Source organism: Chondromyces crocatus (assembly GCF_001189295.1).
Classification (GTDB): domain Bacteria; phylum Myxococcota_A; class Polyangia; order Polyangiales; family Polyangiaceae; genus Chondromyces; species Chondromyces crocatus.
Window position 1 is genome coordinate 8269823 of the sequence record NZ_CP012159.1, and the last position, 17678, is coordinate 8287500.

The following is a 17678-nucleotide window of genomic DNA, read 5'->3' on the forward strand; positions in this document are numbered from 1 at the left end:
TTCAGAAGCCGAGGATCTCGTTCCTCGGTTTGGCGCTCGGGGAGGTGGGCGCGTGGGTGGCGGGTGCCGAGGGAGGTCGAGCGCTCGCAGGAGGTGGCGTCGAGGCCGAGGTGGCCGATGGACGCGTCACTTTGCCTCGGCCGTTCGCTGAAGGTTCACCCGGCGTCGTCACCGCTGCCGGTGGTGCGGCCTCTGTACCTGCGATCGAGGGACTGGCGCCCTCCATCTGCGTGGAGGGAGCCGCCGAAGGAGACCCTGCTGGCACGGCTGACCCCTCGGTGGTCGACGGTTCGCTCGGTACCGCGGTCGGCATCAGATCCGCAGGAGGGCGAGCAGGAGACCCCACCGATCCCACCATGGCCTCGCCATCGACGCGCTCTCCGCCATTCACGCGCCCCGCCAGCGCTCCGATCCCAGCACCGACACCAGCCACCAGGAGGACACTGCCCAGCACCAGCGCCGTACGGCGCGCACCTGGGGAGCGCTGGCCCGGCCCCGTCGCGTGCATCGAGGGAGGACCAGGCGCGAAGGGCACCGGCGAGCTCACCGCTGGCTGCGATGAGGTGTCGGGCGGTACGACCCTGGGATTCGAGCCGGTATCCGTGAAGGGGGGCGGAGGCACCAAGGAGGTGCCCGCCGTCATGATGCCCGATCGGAACATGCCGGCGCTCGCCTGGAGGCGATCCACGTCGGCGAGCAGTTCGCGACAGCTCGCGTAGCGATCCTCGGGCCGCTTGGTGAGGCATCGCTCGAGCACGGCGTCCACCTCGCGCGGGAGATCCGGGCGCAGGGAGGAGACCGGGACCATCGGGTCGCGGCTGATGGCGATGATGATGTCTTGCCAGGTTTCTCCGAGGAACGGTCTGCGCCCCGAGAGAAGCTCGTAGAGCACCACCCCCAAGCTGAAGATGTCGGAGCGCGCGTCCACGTTCTTGCCCGTCGCTTGCTCGGGCGACATGTACGCAGGCGTGCCGACCATGGCGCCATGCTGGGTGCGCAGGTCGGTGAAGTTCGCGTCGATGTCCTCGGTCGGCTTGGCGACGCCGAAATCGAGGATCTTCACGATGCCGTCCCCCTCGACCATTACGTTGTCGGGCTTGAGATCGCGGTGAATGATTCCCGCCTCATGCGCTTTGCGGAGCCCGCGCGTGATCTCGCGGAAGAGGTGGAGCGCTTCGGTGTAGGGCAGGATCGGCTGCTCGCTCAGGACGTGCTTGAGGCTCTTGCCTTCGCACAGCTCCATGGCGATGAAGATGCGGCCGTCGGCCTCGCCGACCTGGTAGACGGCGGCAATGCAGGGGTGGGTGAGGTGCGCCGCGAGCCTGCCTTCCCGAAGGAACCGGCGCCTCTTCTCGGGATCCTGCGCGACGTTGGGGTGCAGCAGCTTGAGGGCCACCATGCGCCGGAGCTTGGTGTCCTCGGCCTTGAACACCACGCCCATGCCGCCTTCGCCGAGCCGCGCGACGAGGAGGTAGTCCGCGATGGTCGAGCCCTCGATCAAGGACGAGCGCTCGCTGGCGGAGGCGGTGTTCATGAGCAAGAAGACCCGGCACGCCAGGGTGGGCGGGTCGTGAGAACGTACCACCGGAGCGCTCCTCCGGCGAGCCCCGAGCTACACGGCGCCGGGCCACATTTCGCCGTGATATCCTCGTGAGGGCTTCCTGCCTGGTGCCGCTCGACGATGCCCCCCTCGCTCCCTGCAGCGCACACACCGCACCTGCCGACCGGCGGGTGGTTCGGTCGGTACCTTCGCATCGACCTCAGCCGGAGGAGCACCGAGGTGGTCGAGATCGAGCCTCGGGTGTCGCGGCAGCTCATCGGTGGGGTGGGCCTCGGGACGTGGCTCCTCACCCAGGAGACGAAAGCTGGCTTCGATCCGCTCGGAGAGGAGGCCGCCCTGGTCGTCGCGTTCGGGCCGCTGGTCGGGACGCCGCTCACGACGTCGGCCAAGGTCGCGTTCGTGGCGAAGTCGCCACTCACCGGGAGGCTGAACGACGCGCTGTCGTCCTCGGGGTTCGCGATCGCCGGCAAGCGCACGGGGTTTGATGCGCTCGTCCTGAGGGGTCGCGCGGCCGAGCCTTCGGTGGTGCTGACGGATGGAGACGCGCTGGAGGTGGTCCCCTGCCCTGCACTGTGGGGTCAGGCACTTCGGCTGGGGGAGCTCGAGGCGCGCCTCGCGGCGCAGTTTCCTGGGTACGAGCTGACCATCGCAGGGATCGCCGCGGAGCATCGGGTGCGGTACGCGAGCCTCGCCAACAACGGTCGCCACGCCGGGCGAGGAGGGCTCGGGGCAGTGCTGGCTGCCAAGCAGATCAAAGCGGTGGGGGTGCGGGGGTGTCATGCGGTGCCCTTGGCACATGCCGAGCGCGCCGTGACACTCGCTCGCGACCTCGCGCGGCGATCGCTGGGCCCCGCGACGGAGAAATACCGTGAGCTAGGGACGGTCGCGAACCTCGCGACGTTCAACCGGCTGGCTGCGCTGCCCACACGAAATTTCCAGGAGAGCACGTTCGAGGGGGCCACGGCGCTCTCCGGGGAGAGCCTGCGCGAGACGCGGGCGCGAGGACGCAGCGCATGCTCGGGTTGCACCATCGGGTGTGAGCATTTCTTCGAGGTCACACCAGGGGCGCCGCCCGTGAAGGCCGAGTACGAGAACGTGTTCGCGCTGGGTCCGCTGTGTGGCGTCTCGAGCCCGGAGCTGGTGCTGCGCGCGTCCCGCCTGTGCGATGAGCTGGGGCTCGACACGATCTCTGCCGGCGGTTCCATCGCGTTCGCGATGGAGTGCGCGGAGCGAGGGGTGTTCGCGGGGACGCAGTGGGAGGCGGAGGCGAAGGGGCTCCGCTTCGGAGACGGGGCGAGGATGCTCGAGCTGCTGGAGGCCATCGCTCATCGACGCGCAGGGCTCGGCGCTCTGCTGGCGGAAGGCTCTCGTCGGGCCGCTGAGATACTCGGCCCTCCTGCGCCTGGCTTCGCTGCCCACGTGAAGGGGCTGGAGATTCCTGGCTATGAGCCGAGGGCACTCCAGACGATGGCGCTGGGGTTCGCGGTGTCGTCACGCGGCGCCGATCACAACCGGAGCGGCGCTTACGAGGTGGATTTCTCGGGGAGGGTAGATCGGCTCGCGGGTTCGCCGGAAGCGGCGCGCCTCGCCGTCGAGACCGAGGACCGGGCGGCGGTCCTGGACTCGTTGATCCTGTGCAAGTTCTTGCGACGCGCACTCCGCGATGTCCATGAGGAGGCTGCGGAAATGTTGACGGCCGTGACTGGAGCGCCGGTCGACATGCCGGAGGTACAGTCCGCGGCGAAGCGGATCGTGCTGCTGAAGCGACTGTTCAACGAGCGGGAGGGCTGGAGGCCCGAGGAGGACACGTTGCCAGCCCGGTTCTTCGAGGAGCTTCTGCCAGGTGGAGCAGCACGTGGCGCTGGGCTGACGCGGGAGCAGTTCGAGGAGATGAAAAGGGCTTACCATGAGGCGCGAGGGCTCAACGCCGACGGGAGCCTCCCCCGGGCGACGATCGAGGAGTTCGGGCTGGATGCGCTGCTGACGGGTCGCAACGCCGACACCCTCGATGCGCCTGGCATGCATCCAGCGAGAGGCGCCCGGGGAGAGCCCGAGGACAGATGAAAGTTCAGGTTGGATTCGAGGATGGCGCGAGCAGCTCGGCCAGGACCCGCAGCGCGTCGGTGGTCGTGAACAAGCCCACCACCTTGTCGCCATCGACCACGATGGCCGAGCCCACCTTGCGCTGGCTCATGGTGAGCGCGACGTCATGAACTGGCGTCTCGGGGCCAACGGCGTACGGCGGCTCCAGGATGAAATCACCCACGGTGACGAAGGCGGAGTCGATGCCCTTCATGTTCTCGACGACGCGAAGCTCGCGTTCCGAGACGAGGCCCACCAGTCGGTCGCCGTCCACCACGGGGAGATGGCGAAAGCCATGCTCCACCATGATCTTGAAGGCGTGTGCCATCGTGGCAGAGCGCTCGACAGTGATGGGACTCCGGGTCATGCACGCGCCGATGGTTCGAGCAGGAGGCATGCGCTTCCGCTATCCTGATGAGGCGAGGATCGCAAGCGATGCCAGGAGCGTGAGTCAGCGCTTGATCGCGCTGCAGGCGATACGACCCCCGGCATCGCCGGAAGGCTGGGTGCCCTTGTCCTCTTTGGCGTGGAGGATGATTGCACGCCCCACGAGGGACTTGGGGTCTCCCTCCTTGAGGTTGGCGCCTTTGAGGACGAACTCGAAGTTCACGTTGCCGTCCTTCTCGGCGGTGAGGTTACCCATGTCGCCCAGATGGTGCTCCGCCTGGTCGGGGAAGCCGTGCTTGTTGTGATCTGGAGCGAAGTGGTCACCCGCGCTCTTGGCCTCCGGATCGCTGCAGTCGGCCGTCTGATGAATGTGGATGCCATGCTTCCCCGCGGGGACCGCAGTGAGCTTGAGGGTGAGCTTGACGCCCTCCGCGACCTCTTCGAGCTGCCCAGTTCCCTGGACCTTGGAGCCGCTCGCAGGGTTGACGGTGACCTCGATGGGCTTCGGAGGCGCAGGAGCTTCGGCGGCGAGCGGAGGTTCGGGTTCCGCAGCAGGCGGCGGGGGCTCGGGCGGCGGGGCCAGATCGGATGGCGTCGTTTGCTCCGCACCGACCGGGCGGGGCTCGCTGCAGCCGAGCGAGGCAATCCCGAGGACGAACAGCGCGATGCAGGTCTTCACAGCCACAAGCATGCTCCTTTGTTTGTTCAACAGTCGAACCATCGGTTCGCACTCCAGCTGTTGGAGAGATATCGGGCAGTGCCTGAATTTGGGCGAGGCACCTCACCGGGGGAACGCGGCAGGAACGAGGGTTCTCGATTCTTCACGCAAGATCCGAGAGCCATCAAAGGGGGCAAACGTCGGTGGTAGCATCGGGCTCGATGCGCATTTCGAGGCCCAGCGGAGGGGCTTCGCTCACGCTGGCGGAAGCTCGGTTCGAGGTTCTGCTCCCCATCGCGAGCGGTGGGATGGGCACGGTGTACCTGGCCAGGCGCCGCTGTGATGGGCTGGAGGTCGCGCTGAAGATCCCTCACGCGTTTCTCCGAGACATCTCGGAGTTTCGGCGAGAGATGGAGGAGGAAGCTCGGCTCGCCGCGCAGATCCGACACCCCCATGTAGTCGCCCTGGTCGAAGCGGGGAAGGCAGAGGACGGGCTCTACCTTGCGATGGAATATGTCGAGGGAGAAACGCTCGCGATGCTCGGTGGCATCGCCGGGCCGCTGCAGTCGCTGCCGCTAGGAATCGGGGTGAGGATGTTGCTGGATGCCCTCGCAGGGTTGCATGCAGCGCATGAGCTGAAGGATCCAGAAGGTCGCGCTGCCAACGTGGTCCACTGCGATGTCTGCCCGCAGAACCTGCTGGTGGGTCTGGACGGCCGGACGCGGGTGATCGATTTCGGGGTGGCCAGGTCGAACGCACATGCGACCGGAGCGATCCGCGGCAGAAGCGCGTACATGGCACCGGAACAGGCGCAGGGGCGCGCGGTGGACCGGCGGTGTGATGTGTGGGCCGCCGGGGTCGTCGGATGGGAGCTGGTCGCTGGACGGAGGCTCCACGAGGGGGATGGGCGTGGAGGGGCGCTGGGGGAGGAGCCAGGGGAACCGCCGCCTCTTCAAAGCGTGCGGCCGGATGTGCCGCGAGGGCTGGCGAGGGCACTCGAGGCGGCGCTGCGGGTGGACGTCGCCGGGCGATGTGCGGATGCAGCGACCTTGGCGGGGTTGATCCTGGAGGGGTGCCGCGAGGACGGGCTGGCTGTCGCAGCTCATGCAGAAGTGGCTGCACACGTGGGAGCGCTGGTTGGAGAGCGCATCGCGCGTCGGCGCGCGGAGGTGGCTGAACTTGTCACCCCGCAAGGATGCGAGGGGTGACCCAGGAGGGCGCGAGAGGCGGGAAGGGGGTCTAACGAGTGCACTTCGTCCCCGAGGGACGACGGCGGAGGCGGCGCCCGCCCAGGAGCGCGGCACCGAGAGCAGCGAGGGTCCAGGGAGGGGGCGATGAGGGAGGTGCTCCAGCGGAACAAGCGCACCCCGCACTCGTGGCCGAGATGTCGCCGCTGGACGTCCAGAGGTCCATTCCCACAGGGAGCTCGCGTGTGCCGAGGGAGACGTCGTCGTACAGCACGTCGATGGAGATGGACGTGCCGTAGACTCCCTTCGGAGCGGCCACGGCGAAGCGCCACATCCCATGGCTGACGGCGGTGAGTGGGTCGACGAGGAGGCCGTTGATCACCTGAACGCGAAGCTTGGATTCGTCGACGGTCGTGGCGACCGTCCCGTCAGCACGACGCAGTTCGACATGGCCCCACACCGGCCAGGTGGGATCAGGGCGTGCGTAACTGCTCGATAGAACGTACCAGCTACGATCGACCGCAGGGGGGATGGGTTCTTCGTTTCCTGAAGGGCTGTCGGACTCGTTGGTCTCACGGGACAGCCTTTCCAGGTACACCTCGAGGACCTGCATCGCGCCTTCGACGTCGAGGGTGCCAGGACCGAGCTGGGTCTCGTGAGGGACGAGACCTTCGGGATCGCGCGGTGTTTCGCGGGGGACGACGCCTCCAGGGTAGCGGGCGCCTGCCTGGAGGATCTCCGTGACGCGCCTCTGCGTCAGGGTGGGGTTGCATGCCCCGGCCTCGGAAGGGGTGCAGTCACGCTTCTTGTCGCGCTCGAGCAGAAGGGCAACCGCTCCAGCAACCTGGGGTGCCGACATCGAGGTGCCGCTGGTGATCGCATGGTGGTCGTCGACGACGAAGCACGGTGTAGAATCGGGGCAGCCTTGCGGGTCGAACAGGCCGCCGCGGTCCTCCCGTGGGTCCGAACTGGCGGCCATGGCCCCCACGACGAAACCTCCTGGTGCGCTGAGCTCGGGCTTGGGAGCGCCGAAGGGGGTGGGGCCTGCAGAGCTGAAGAAGCAGGCACCGTCGGGCCGAACCACAGCACCACCCAGCTCGGAAATCGTGAGGGGCTGGGTGCTGTCGAATGGCGTCCACTCGACTCGGTTGATGGTGCACCCAACAGCGAGCAGCCCAGGATGGCTCGCGGGGACGGTGATGGTTCCCTGCTTGAGGGCTCTTACGAACAGCAGGCCTAGACCCGAGCTGGTGGAGACGTCACCGAGGCCAGCCATCCAGAGCTGAGCGTCGCCTTTGCCTTCGAGAACGATGTTGAGCTCCCCGGCCTCCCAGGTCCCGTCCCAGGCAACGACAGCGCTGTTGGTAGCCTCGGTGATGGGAGACTTGCCGTTTGCGATGCGATTGATGACGGCGGCCGAGATCTTCTCATCTCCGCCACCGTAGCCTGCGTCTTCCCCTGGGTCGGTGAGCCCGACCCAGGTGCTGCCGTCAGGCCCCTCCAGGCCGACGGAGACTTCGTCGTCAGGGCGGAAGGTGATCCAGACGAAGCCTTGGCCTTGCTTCGACCTGGAAGAACGGATGGGAACACGGACGGTGGAACTCGGAGACACGCGCGCTTCGGTGTGGATGCCGAAGGGGCCATCTTCGCCGAGAGCGTAAAGGGTGCCACTGTTGCCAGCCGCGACGACGATGACCCGGCCAGGTTTGTCCTCGCCGACCATCCCGGCAAGCCCCTGTTCGAGTGGGCTGGAGCCGTCGTGTGGGCCAAAATCGCCCCCTACGCTGAGGTTGACGACCGCCGGCATGCCGAGGGCTTCGGCTCGATCGAAGACGAAGCGGGTGGCATTGAGGAGGTCAGCGTCGCGGAAGCCGGCGCCCGGAAGCGATGGGGCGACCACCACGAGCGTCGCGCCCGGGGCGACGCCGACATAGCGAGGGGTCCCTTCGCCCATGACGCCGCCATTGCCCGCAGCGATGGAGAGGACGTGGGTCCCGTGTGCGGAGCGTCTGTCGGAGAGGCTCTCTTCCCCCGAGGCGATGAGGGCGTCGATGTCGCTGGCGGCGAGTATGGCGCACGGTGTCTGGTTGGGGTCGGTGCAGCCGAACTCGTCCTCCAGCGCGGGATGGAGTCCGCGTGGGGTTCCCGCCTGGAGCATCCATGCGATGCGCGTCTTCCCGGTTGCGTCGCGTAGATCCGGATGTGCGAGATCGAAGCCTGTATCGATGACGCCAACAACGACGCCCTCGCCTGTCGACTGCGTGTTCGCGCGGTAGGACGCGGCGCGGGTGAGTTCACCGGATACATCGAGGAGGGCCTGTCGCGGGGGACCGGCGAGGAGCGAGAGCTTGGCATTACCCCCCGTGAACAGGTCCACGTCCGAGGGAGCGAGACGGATGGAGCCAAACCCTGGCGCCACAGGCAGCAGGCCCAGGGAGCGAGCGTCGGTGCCCACGGGGAGCGGGACGAGGATTGGGATGCGCCCGCTGGAATCCGCGAGAGGATGTGGGTGGCCTCGACGCCCGAGATGGCGGGCGAGGGGCGCCGCCGGGGCATCGGCCCACGCGTCGGAGGTGGGAGCGGTCAGCAAGGCCGCGAGACTGGTGAGGATCAACGCCAGACGACGGGGGCGCACACGCAGAGACTACACGAGCGAGGGAGTCCGCCGTCGGGTGCCGTGCTCAGACAGGGGGGACGAGATGCTTTTTGCGCGGCCGGTCGGCCACCTTGTCGGCATGGCGAGCAAGGCGCTGAGCCACCTCGCGGCGAAGCTCGGAGGAGGCAATGACGGAGTCGATCACCAGCTCACTCGCCAGCTTGGTGAGATCGATGTCGTTTCGGTACTCGTCTCTCAGCCGCTGGACCAAGGCATCACGCTCAGGGCCTTCAGGAACAGCCTGGATCTTGTTGTAATAGACCGCGTTGACGGCAGCATTCGGCCCCATGACGGCGATGGACGCAGAGGGGAGCGCGATGCACTCGTCCGGAGAGAAGGCTGGGCCACACATGGCGTAAAGGCCTGCACCATAAGCCTTGCGGACGATGATCGAGAGCTTGGGGACGGTCGCCTCACTGACTGCCGCGATCATCTTCGCGCCAGCTCGGATGATTCCTTGGCGCTCGACGACGGTGCCGATCATGAAGCCGGGGACGTCCGCCAGGTAGATGAGGGGAATGTTGTATGCGTCGCACAGCCAGATGAAGCGCGCCGCCTTGTCCGCAGAGTCGACGAAAAGGACGCCGCCCTTATACTTGGGCTGATTGGCCACGATCCCCACGACGCGACCGTCGATGCGGGCGAGGCCGGTGATGACCTCCTTCGCAAAGAGCTTTTTGATCTCGACGAAGCTGCCCTCGTCGATCATGGCGTCGATGACGGCCATCATGTCGAAGGGTTTGTTCTCGTCGACAGGGATGATCTCTTCGAGGGTCTTCGACGCGGCGCGAGGAGGACGCGGCTCGGCTGCCGGAGGTGCCACGTCGCAGTGGCTGGGCATCAGGGCGATGTAGCGCTTGGCAAACGCGAGGGCATCAGCCTCGGTCTTCACGAGGACGTCACCACAGCCAGACACGGAACAGTGCATCCGCGCTCCCCCGAGATCTTCGAGGGACACCTTCTCGCCGATGACCATCTCCGCCATGCGCGGAGAGCCGAGGTACATGCTGGCATTGCCGTCGACCATGACCACGATGTCACAGAACGCCGGGATGTAGGCGCCTCCGGCTGCCGAGGGTCCGAAGAGGAGGCAGATCTGTGGGACCATGCCGGAGAGTTCGACCTGGTTGTAGAAGATCCGGCCCGCGCCTCGACGGCCGGGAAACATCTCGATCTGATCGGTGATGCGCGCGCCAGCAGAGTCGACGAGGTAGAAGAGAGGGCAGCGGAGCCGCTTGGCGATCTCCTGGATACGAAGGATCTTCTCGACGGTACGACGCCCCCACGAACCTGCCTTTACCGTGGAGTCGTTCGCCATGATGGCCACGGTACGGCCCTGGATGGTGCCGGTTCCCGTGATCACACCGTCGGCGGGCAGTTCGGGCTCGAGAGCGTTGGCGAGAGCAGCGTCTTCAATGAAGCTGCCTTCGTCGAGGAGAAGGTTGACCCGCTCGCGGGCAAAGAGCTTGCCCTGCTCGCGATTCTTGTCGTGGTACTTGGGGCCCCCCCCTTTTTCCACCCTCGCAAGGGTGTCCTTCAGCTTCTGGTCGAGGCTCATGACGAGGTTCCCATACTCTTAAGCGCGTCGGGCGGCCACCTCCCGTGCCGCGACCTCGAGTTCTCGTCCTGTTCGCGCGACGAGCACCTTCGAGACGGCCGCTGCGTAGCGGGGCATGGCGCTGTCTCCAGTCCACGCCGAGGGCCCCTCGGGGCACAGCCAGAGGACCGAACGCGCCCGTTCGCGGAGTCGCCGGACGACGGCAGCTTCGTCCGGTAGGTAGTTGGTGCGACCGTCACCGAGGATGACCAGGGTTGTGCGACGGTCCATGTCGCGGCCGAAGCGGTTCTCGAAATCCTTCAAGGCACGCCCATAGTTGGAATTGTGCGTGCGATTGACTGCAGCTCCAGCTTCGATGCGCGCAAGGGCACGCTCCGGACCGAGCTCATCGAGAAGCCCCGTGACCTCACCGATCTCGCTGACGAAAACGAACGAGCGGGTCCTTTCGAAGAGTTCCTGGGTAGCCACCAGAAACTCGAGAAAAAAGCGTGATGCTACCCGTACCGACTCGGAGATGTCGCAGAGAACCCAAAGGCGAGGGCGCGCACGACGACGCACTCGTCGTCCAGGCACCAGTGGAATGCCGCCGGTACGCAGGCTGCGTCTCAGTGTGAGATGAGGGTCGATATGACCCCGTGCGGCTTTCCTTCGCCGTACTTGTGCCGCGCCTCTCAATCGCTCCGTGAGGCGACGCACGCCACGCCGGACCTCCTCGAGCTGAGCTTCGGAGAGCGCGGCAAATGGAACATCCATCGGGCCCCCCTGCCCTCCTGCTTCAGCTTCGATTCGCTTCGCCGTGGCTTCGACATGCGCCCGGACGCGACGGCGAACACGCTCCATTTCGGCAGTAAGAGCATCCGCGAGCGCATCACCACGCTCTCGTCCGAGCGCGTCGTGGAGGGCCTGGCGAATTCGGGTGAGGGCGCTGGCAGCTCGCGAAACTCCCAGCTGTTCAAGGAGGCGCTGCGTGAAAAAGCCTGTCTGCCGAGAGCTGGTCAGAGGGGAGAGCGCTCGTATGGCACCGGCCGTGAGAAGCAGCTGATCGAGTTCGTTTTCCGTTGCGACCGCCGCGCGAAAGGCGCTTTCACCACTGCCCTCCCGCTTTGTGGCGACGGCTTGCACCAGGTCTCGAACAGCCCCCACCTCCGTCGCCGAGAATCCCAGATCACGCAATCGTGACCACAGATCGCCCACGTGACCGTGTCCCAGCGTGAAAAACCTCTCAAAACTCGCAGTGTAGCGTGCGAGATCTCCTGCTCGTTCGACGACGACTGAAGCGATTGCATCACGGAGTGTGTCACGGTCTGCCACGCCAACCAGGTCGCATGCACGAGCGGCATCGATGGCCTGGACGGTGGAAATGGTAAAGCCTTCCCGACGTAGAAACCACAGCAGCTGTTCGACGAGCAGGAGCATGAGGGAAAGCGCGGGCGGCTCTCAGGGAGTCGGGGCAGGCTCAGCAAGAAGTGATTGCAATAGCTTGTCGATCTCCGCGTGCCGCATGGGGTCGTAGCCGACCAAGACCTCGCGAATGACGCCCTTCTTGTCGATGATGAACATCGCCGGGAGGGCTCGAACCCCATAGCTGGTCATGGTGGAGGCCTGTGGATCCGAGGCGACTGCATACTTCATCGAGAGGGCCTGTGCGGTCCGCGTTGCGGTCTCCACGTCATCCGTGGTGACGCCCAGAACCGCCAAGCCTTGCTGTTCATAGGTGGACTGCCACTTGGAAAGCTGCGGTGACATCATGCGGCACGGCTGGCACCAGGTCGCCCAGAAGTCGAGCAGCACCACCTTTCCTCGAAGCCCCGAGATGGTTGCTGGGACTGTCCCTGCGACCGCTTCCATCGGTTGCTTCCATGAAGGAGCGAATGTGCCGATCTTGTCGAGTCGCAGGAGCTGCTCTTCACCAGGGAACTGAATCAACGTTGCTTTGACGTGCTTGTCAGTCGTCCCGCGCCGCAGCTTGAGCTGGATGCTGTTCCCAGGCCCGAGCAGTGCCACTCTCGCAACCAGCTGCCTGGGCTCTCCGAGGGAGATACCATCGGCCGCGACGATGGTATCTCCGTCCGCCAGCCCCGCTTTACCAGCCGGGGAGTTTGGTACGACGTGTTTGGCGATGACGCCGCCATCCGACCCCTGCGCGAGCTCCACGCCGAGCCACGCACGTCGCGTCGAAGGCTGGGCCCAGGCGTCGGTGTCCCCGCTCGCCACGACCGCGCAGGCGACCGAGAGGCAGGCAGCGATGAGGCCGGCGTACCGCGAGCACCTGGAAGCACGCAACTTCATCGTCGTACGCTAGCATCACGCGCCGATGTCGTCCCGAGCTGCCCTCGCAAGCTCTCTGGTTTTGCTGCTCGCCTGTTCCGCATCCAGCCCGTCCCCTCTCCAGCGGTCGGAGGGGGAGTGGCTCAGCGCCTCCGATCCGACGACAGCCCCCGATGGCGTCATACCGCAGGCGTTCATCGCCTCCGAGTCTTCGACTGAGGCCTGGGAACACGCCAGAGAGGCGCTCTCCTTCAGCGCCGTTTCGCCCCGTAGACGGTCTCAGCACTTCGCAGGGAATCTCGAAGGGGTCATCAGCGTCAATGCCAAGGCGGAAGGCTACCCGAGGCTGGGCCCAGCGCTGCGTCTGCCGCCTGGCAGCATCTTGGTGGAAGCCCACTACGACGCCGCAGCCCAGGACCCCACCACGTTCCTGGCCATGGAGAAGCGTGCTCCTGGGTACGATCCCGGGTTCGGCGACTGGGAGTACTTCATCCTCTCATCGACGGGCGAGGTCGCCGCACGAGGCAAGCTGCTCGCCTGTCGACGGTGCCACGCAGAGGCCCCTCACGATGGCGTCTTCGGTGTGTGGCAGTAAACACGTCCGTCCGGGACCTGCAAATATTGCGGACCCCTACCCGAGACGTGACACCGACGCCTGAGCGCTACGCACAGCCACGGCCCAAGGACCGCGGAAAGCAGGGCGGCCACCGTGCGGATGCGAAGGCTGGCCAGCAGGGGTGTGCGAAGAAGGATGGGCAACGGAACCGAGAGAATCGACCTTGGCACGCATCATGCTCCAGTCGATGACCACTACTTAACGAGACTTCACTGTGGGCTGCAGTGACGTTCGGCACGCTTCCTCCAAAAAGTAACAACGACTCGCCTGCTTTGCTTCCCCTTCAACCTTACGGTTCCTTCGCTTCCGTCACTTAAAGCTTCGTGAGCCCTTCGAACGCAGCGACGTTCCAATGTGCTCCCCTTAACTTCTCTTCGAGACTTCCTTAAGTAGACGCCTTCTTGGCATTGCTTACTGCCCTTGGGTGAGCGGCTCGAGATTTTGGAGTTCCCCGGGCGGCACGGGGGTTCCTCTCGAACAACAGACGAGCCAGTTCGTTTGTATCCCACGACGTCTTCCGACTTGAGCGCGCGGCGGCTCCGTTCCACGGACTGCCGCGCGCAGCATTTTGTCACTTCTGCAGGCGGAATTTACGACATCGATGTCCTTCCGAGATTTTTCGGTTGACATCTGGCCCCAAGTCACCTAAACGCCCGTCCTGCACTTCGCAGCACCGAACGTGAAGCAGCAGATGGCCGACGGCCATTGTCATTGGTTTGAAAATTCAAAAGCGTCCATAGCTCAGCTGGATAGAGCATCGGCCTACGAAGCCGGGGGTCGGAAGTTCGAATCTTCCTGGACGCGCAAAGCCATCGATATTCGAGTAAGACGACCGTACGACGGGCGTCACGACGGAATACGACGCTCACGGTAGCTGTGAACAACGCCTTGGTAGACCAGTCGTGGATGCTGGTAGCCATTAACGAGGCGAAGTCAGCAGCGCAGAGTGGGGACGTTCCGGTTGGCGCCGTTCTCGTCGATGCTTCGGGGAAGCAACTCGGCACTGGTCGAAATCGACGCGAAGTCGACCAGGATCCGACGGCTCATGCCGAACTCGAAGCGCTACGCGCGGCCACGCGAGCCTTGGGGCATTGGAGGCTGGCGGGGGCAACGCTCTACGTGACCCTCGAGCCTTGTCCGATGTGCGCAGGAGCATTGGTCAACGCGAGGATCGCTCGGCTCGTCTATGGCTGCACCGACCCCAAGGCTGGAGCGGTGGACACCCTGTTCGCCATCGGACGGGACCTCCGGCTCAACCACCGCTTCACCACGACAGGCGGAGTGCTTGCGGATGAGTGTCAGGCGCTCCTGAGAGATTTCTTCGCTCAATTGCGACACAGGAATCGCTCTGCTGGCTCACCCCACGACGTCCAAGGGTCATGACCGCTACGAAGCGGTAGGGACCATCAGCGGCGATGCGAAGGACCGCGAAGCCAGCCCCTCCTCTAGCCCTCTCCCATCCGTCTGTCCCGTCCGTTACGAACCGCTTGGGCTCGCAGAGCGTCAACGAACGCTCCCCTGCCGAAGCCCATCATCATAGCGCCCTTCCTGGACTTCAGCGGCGGCTCATCTGGCTCTCTCTGAAAAGAGCACACCCGCGGAAAGCGGCTATTCCCCATCAGGCGCGACGTCAGGCTCATCAGCACCTGCAAAGTCGCCGTGGGAAGGTCGAGACGCAGGACCCCGCAAGGGCATCGGGTGCCCTCTCACCGCCGTTTCCGTCAAGCCCTCCTCGAGCTCTTCCTCCGTGATCCACTTCCGCTTGGCGGCGGTTTCCATCAGCTTGCGGAGGTAACGAGTCCACCCCTGAGACACGGCGCCACCCGCTGCGAAATGCTGGATACGGGGGTTCGGAAGGATCGATGCCAGGTACAGACACTGGCTCAACGAGAGGTGCGCGGCCGAAGTATTGAAATAGTGCTGTGCGGCCGAACCGATTCCGTAAACCATCGGACCGAACTCTGCCACATTGAGGTAGAGTTCCATGATCTGGTCCTTGGTCAGCTCCTGCTCCAGATAGCTGGTGAGCACAGCCTCCTGAAGCTTCCTCGAGAGCGTCTTGGATCGCTCGAGGTACAGGTTCTTCGCGAGCTGCATGCTGATCGTACTGGCTCCGCGTACGAATCGCCGCTGCTTGAGGTTCTCTCGAATGGAGTTCTTGATCGCTTCCTGATCGAATCCACCGTGACGACGGAACCCGCTATCCTCCGTCGTCATCACCGCGACCTCCATGAATCGAGAGATCGAGCCGTAGGAGACCCATTGCGAGGTCCCAGGCCCGATGTTCAGAGAGGTAGCTCGCCCGTTAGGGTCCGTAACCTTATGCTTGAACGGGGCCCGAAAGCGCTCCACCGAGAGTTCTCGAGGGACCTCGATTAGTTTGCATGTATTCGAGACTCTCCAGTCGATATGGAAGTCACGCTCCAGCCGGGAAGTGTCGAAGCGCAACTGCCCCTTGATCCCCAGGGTCCCGCCCAGCCTCATGGGCTTTACCTTTTCGACGATACCCTCGGGAAGCGAGTCGAGCATCGCCTGGCAGGAGGTCAATGGGACCTCCGCGTCCCCCTTCATCTGAAAGTGCTTACCAGTCCTGTGGTATTCGCCCTTCGCCAGAAGCCGAAGGTCATCGAGAGCAAACTCTCCCTCCTTGACCTCCACGTGGGAGCCATCGAGGAGAGCGCTCGCGTCCGCGCGCCAAGCGACGTTCATTCCCTCAATGGGCACTGCCGAAAGCCCTGAATTCCGGACGGAGAGGTTCTTCAGCGTTCCGCTCCCGCCGAGCTGCAAGGAGCGACCGTCCTCGGAGAGAACCAGGCGAGCGCGCGTGGTCAGTGTGGTTTTGGCTACATCGAAGAGGCCAAGGTCGCCTTCTCGTACACCAAGAACCGATAGCTTGATCGGGCCACCATCGAGTTCGGCCGAGATCTCTTGCGAAATGCCGGCGCCGGTGCGGATGGGAATACGAAGCCGGAAGAGCAGTGGCTGGATCGCAGCACCAGCGCCGCCGTCATCCGGCCGCCCTTCAGCGATCTCTGACTTCTCCGGGGCCAACTCAGCGACCAATGCTTCATTGGTGCGCTGGATCGTGAGTCTTCCGGGCCCCAGACCGAGTTGCCCAGCATTCATATGAAGCTGGCCACGGACTCCCCCCATATTGATGACTGCGTCACCGGCGAGCAGCCCATCCACGGACCCCGCAATGGCCACCAGCGCAGAACGCAACGCGATTCCCACATCGTCAGAGGCTCGAGAGCGCTCCTCTTTGCCATCGACTGGTGTATTGCCCTCTGTCGAGACGGCAATATCGGCTTCGACCCCCGTGGTTTCGATTGCGGCAATCCGGGGAGGCTGAGTACCCCGGAGTAGAACGATGCGCCCATTGCGAACGGCGAGGCTCGACCCGCGTACGCCAAGGCGAGCTTCGTCTGCGGTAAGGGTGACCTGCGCCTCATCCTCGGAAAACTGGACTCCAGTCGCCCACAGGGACTCTCGAGGCGCCTCTGCCTGGTCTTTCCAGTCCAGATTCACCCCGGTCACTTCGGAGGAGAGCCGACGGCCGCCTCCCCCTGCCCTGGAGCTGCCCCTGGAGCGAGCTCGCCACGCCTGAAGCTCACGGAGAACCGTTTCCCGCGCCCCGACGACGGACACGGTGCCGCCCCGGAGTGTCACGTGGGGGCCGGAGGTTCGCAGAGCGACCTCTATCTCCGGGAGATGGACCGTCGCGCTCGGCACGTCTTCGAGCCTGAGCGTCGTGTCGAGCAGACGGAATCCACGCCACGTCAGCCGGACGGCGCGAATCTCTGCCTGCGAATGGTACGCAGTCGCCGCAGTTCTAGCCCGATAACGAACATAGGGTTCGACACCGATAGCGAGGGCCAAGATGAGCCCGATGCCGATGAGCGCCGCGACCTTGAAGCGAGTCCTCACGCCGTCCCGAAGCGTCGATGCGCGATTTCGCACGCGTAGTGCGCGTGAGTAGGAATACGACTCACATGACGAGTCTAGACCAAAAAAAAAGCCTGCATCAAGAAGACTTGATGCAGGCAAAAGAAACCCCGGCGGCGTCCTACTCTCCCACTAAGTCGCCCTAGCAGTACCATCGGCTCCGAAGAGCTTAACTTCCGAGTTCGGGATGGGATCGGGTGTGGCCTCTTCGATTTCACCACCGAGAAATTGTGGGTGCGTCCATCGCACCTGGAGACCGACTCGCGTCGACGTGGCCTAACCACTTTCTCCAGTGCGTCCAGCTGCTGCGTTCTCGCGCTCGCTAGCGTTCTTCGCCACCCGAACTCCGGGCACGATGCTCAATGATTGCCTTAGAAGCACGGCCAAGCCGCACGACCGATTAGTACCGGTTAGCTCCGCCAGTTACTTGGCTTCCACACCCGGCCTATCAACCTCGTCGTCTTCGAGGGGTCTTTAGGAGCCCGAAGGCTCGGGACACCTTGTCTTGAGGCCGGCTTCCCGCTTAGATGCTTTCAGCGGTTATCCGTTCCGCACATGGCTACCCGGCTATGCCCTTGGCAGGACAACCGGCACACCAGAGGTGCGTCCACCCAGGTCCTCTCGTACTATGGGCAGCTCCTCTCAAGTGTCCTACGCCCACGGCAGATAGGGACCAAACTGTCTCACGACGTTTTAAACCCAGCTCGCGTACCGCTTTAATCGGCGAACAGCCGAACCCTTGGGACCTGCTCCAGCCCCA

12 protein-coding genes, 1 tRNA gene and 2 rRNA genes (1 of these 15 cut by a window edge) are annotated in these 17678 nt (G+C 64.7%); 5 read left to right on the top strand and 10 right to left on the bottom strand.

What is annotated here, in order from left to right; genetic code table 11:
• Position 1 precedes the first annotated feature (1 nt).
• On the bottom strand, positions 2-1585 hold the full coding sequence (locus CMC5_RS29700; protein WP_156338947.1) for a serine/threonine-protein kinase: 1584 nt from the start codon (positions 1583-1585) through the stop codon (positions 2-4).
• A 96-nt stretch (positions 1586-1681) separates the two neighbouring features.
• On the opposite strand from CMC5_RS29700, the gene CMC5_RS29705 reads away from it, so the two are divergent.
• A complete protein-coding gene (locus tag CMC5_RS29705; RefSeq protein WP_063796372.1) occupies positions 1682-3625 on the top strand; it encodes an aldehyde ferredoxin oxidoreductase family protein in 1944 nt (647 codons plus the stop codon).
• Between the two features lie 4 nt (positions 3626-3629).
• Here the strand turns inward: CMC5_RS29705 and CMC5_RS29710 are convergent, their stop codons facing one another.
• The gene (locus CMC5_RS29710) at positions 3630-4010 is read right to left on the bottom strand and encodes a CBS domain-containing protein (protein WP_050433563.1); all 381 of its coding nucleotides are present in this window, start codon (positions 4008-4010) and stop codon (positions 3630-3632) included.
• Positions 4011-4094: 84 nt separating this feature from the next.
• Positions 4095-4715, bottom strand: a complete 621-nt coding sequence (locus CMC5_RS29715; protein ID WP_156338948.1) for a superoxide dismutase family protein — start codon at positions 4713-4715, stop codon at positions 4095-4097.
• 194 nt (positions 4716-4909) lie between these two features.
• Between CMC5_RS29715 and CMC5_RS29720 the strand changes: the two genes are divergently transcribed.
• Positions 4910-5896 (top strand): serine/threonine-protein kinase, encoded by a 987-nt coding sequence (locus CMC5_RS29720; protein WP_050433565.1) that lies wholly within the window; start codon positions 4910-4912, stop codon positions 5894-5896.
• A 31-nt stretch (positions 5897-5927) separates the two neighbouring features.
• Here the strand turns inward: CMC5_RS29720 and CMC5_RS29725 are convergent, their stop codons facing one another.
• The 4 genes from CMC5_RS29725 to CMC5_RS29740 form a co-directional block, all read right to left on the bottom strand.
• A complete protein-coding gene (locus tag CMC5_RS29725) occupies positions 5928-8330 on the bottom strand; it encodes a S8 family serine peptidase (protein WP_245677822.1) in 2403 nt (800 codons plus the stop codon).
• A 226-nt stretch (positions 8331-8556) separates the two neighbouring features.
• Positions 8557-10089, bottom strand: a complete 1533-nt coding sequence (locus CMC5_RS29730) for an acyl-CoA carboxylase subunit beta (RefSeq protein ID WP_050433566.1) — start codon at positions 10087-10089, stop codon at positions 8557-8559.
• An 18-nt stretch (positions 10090-10107) separates the two neighbouring features.
• Positions 10108-11505 carry a VWA domain-containing protein gene (locus CMC5_RS29735; RefSeq protein ID WP_050433567.1) on the bottom strand — a complete coding sequence of 466 codons (1398 nt, stop codon included), beginning with the start codon at positions 11503-11505 and terminating at the stop codon, positions 10108-10110.
• A gap of 21 nt (positions 11506-11526) precedes the next feature.
• On the bottom strand, positions 11527-12378 hold the full coding sequence (locus tag CMC5_RS29740; protein WP_050433568.1) for a TlpA disulfide reductase family protein: 852 nt from the start codon (positions 12376-12378) through the stop codon (positions 11527-11529).
• Positions 12379-12403: 25 nt separating this feature from the next.
• Here CMC5_RS29740 and CMC5_RS29745 point away from each other — a divergent pair, with 25 nt between their 5' ends.
• From CMC5_RS29745 to tadA, 3 genes are all read left to right on the top strand, one after another.
• Positions 12404-12952: a hypothetical protein gene (locus CMC5_RS29745; RefSeq protein ID WP_156338949.1), complete on the top strand. Its 549-nt coding sequence runs from the start codon at positions 12404-12406 to the stop codon at positions 12950-12952.
• Positions 12953-13703: 751 nt separating this feature from the next.
• Positions 13704-13777, top strand: a tRNA-Arg gene (locus CMC5_RS29750).
• A gap of 72 nt (positions 13778-13849) precedes the next feature.
• Positions 13850-14356 (top strand): tRNA adenosine(34) deaminase TadA, encoded by a 507-nt coding sequence (tadA, locus tag CMC5_RS29755; RefSeq protein ID WP_281180741.1) that lies wholly within the window; start codon positions 13850-13852, stop codon positions 14354-14356.
• 225 nt (positions 14357-14581) lie between these two features.
• Here the strand turns inward: tadA and CMC5_RS29760 are convergent, their stop codons facing one another.
• The 3 genes from CMC5_RS29760 to CMC5_RS29770 form a co-directional block, all read right to left on the bottom strand.
• Positions 14582-16900 carry a biosynthetic peptidoglycan transglycosylase gene (locus CMC5_RS29760; protein ID WP_050433570.1) on the bottom strand — a complete coding sequence of 773 codons (2319 nt, stop codon included), beginning with the start codon at positions 16898-16900 and terminating at the stop codon, positions 14582-14584.
• Between the two features lie 126 nt (positions 16901-17026).
• A 5S ribosomal RNA gene (gene rrf / locus CMC5_RS29765) occupies positions 17027-17143 on the bottom strand.
• Between the two features lie 154 nt (positions 17144-17297).
• Positions 17298-17678, bottom strand: a 23S ribosomal RNA gene (locus CMC5_RS29770); it runs 2631 nt beyond the window's last position.

Coding starts and splice junctions, on each gene's coding strand:
- CMC5_RS29720 (WP_050433565.1), top strand. CDS start 4,910: ATGCGCATTTCGAGGCCCAGCGGAGGGGCTTCGCTCACGCTGGCGGAA.
- CMC5_RS29705 (WP_063796372.1), top strand. CDS start 1,682: ATGCCCCCCTCGCTCCCTGCAGCGCACACACCGCACCTGCCGACCGGC.
- CMC5_RS29740 (WP_050433568.1), bottom strand. CDS start 12,378: ATGAAGTTGCGTGCTTCCAGGTGCTCGCGGTACGCCGGCCTCATCGCT.
- CMC5_RS29730 (WP_050433566.1), bottom strand. CDS start 10,089: ATGAGCCTCGACCAGAAGCTGAAGGACACCCTTGCGAGGGTGGAAAAA.
- CMC5_RS29710 (WP_050433563.1), bottom strand. CDS start 4,010: ATGACCCGGAGTCCCATCACTGTCGAGCGCTCTGCCACGATGGCACAC.
- CMC5_RS29735 (WP_050433567.1), bottom strand. CDS start 11,505: ATGCTCCTGCTCGTCGAACAGCTGCTGTGGTTTCTACGTCGGGAAGGC.
- CMC5_RS29745 (WP_156338949.1), top strand. CDS start 12,404: ATGTCGTCCCGAGCTGCCCTCGCAAGCTCTCTGGTTTTGCTGCTCGCC.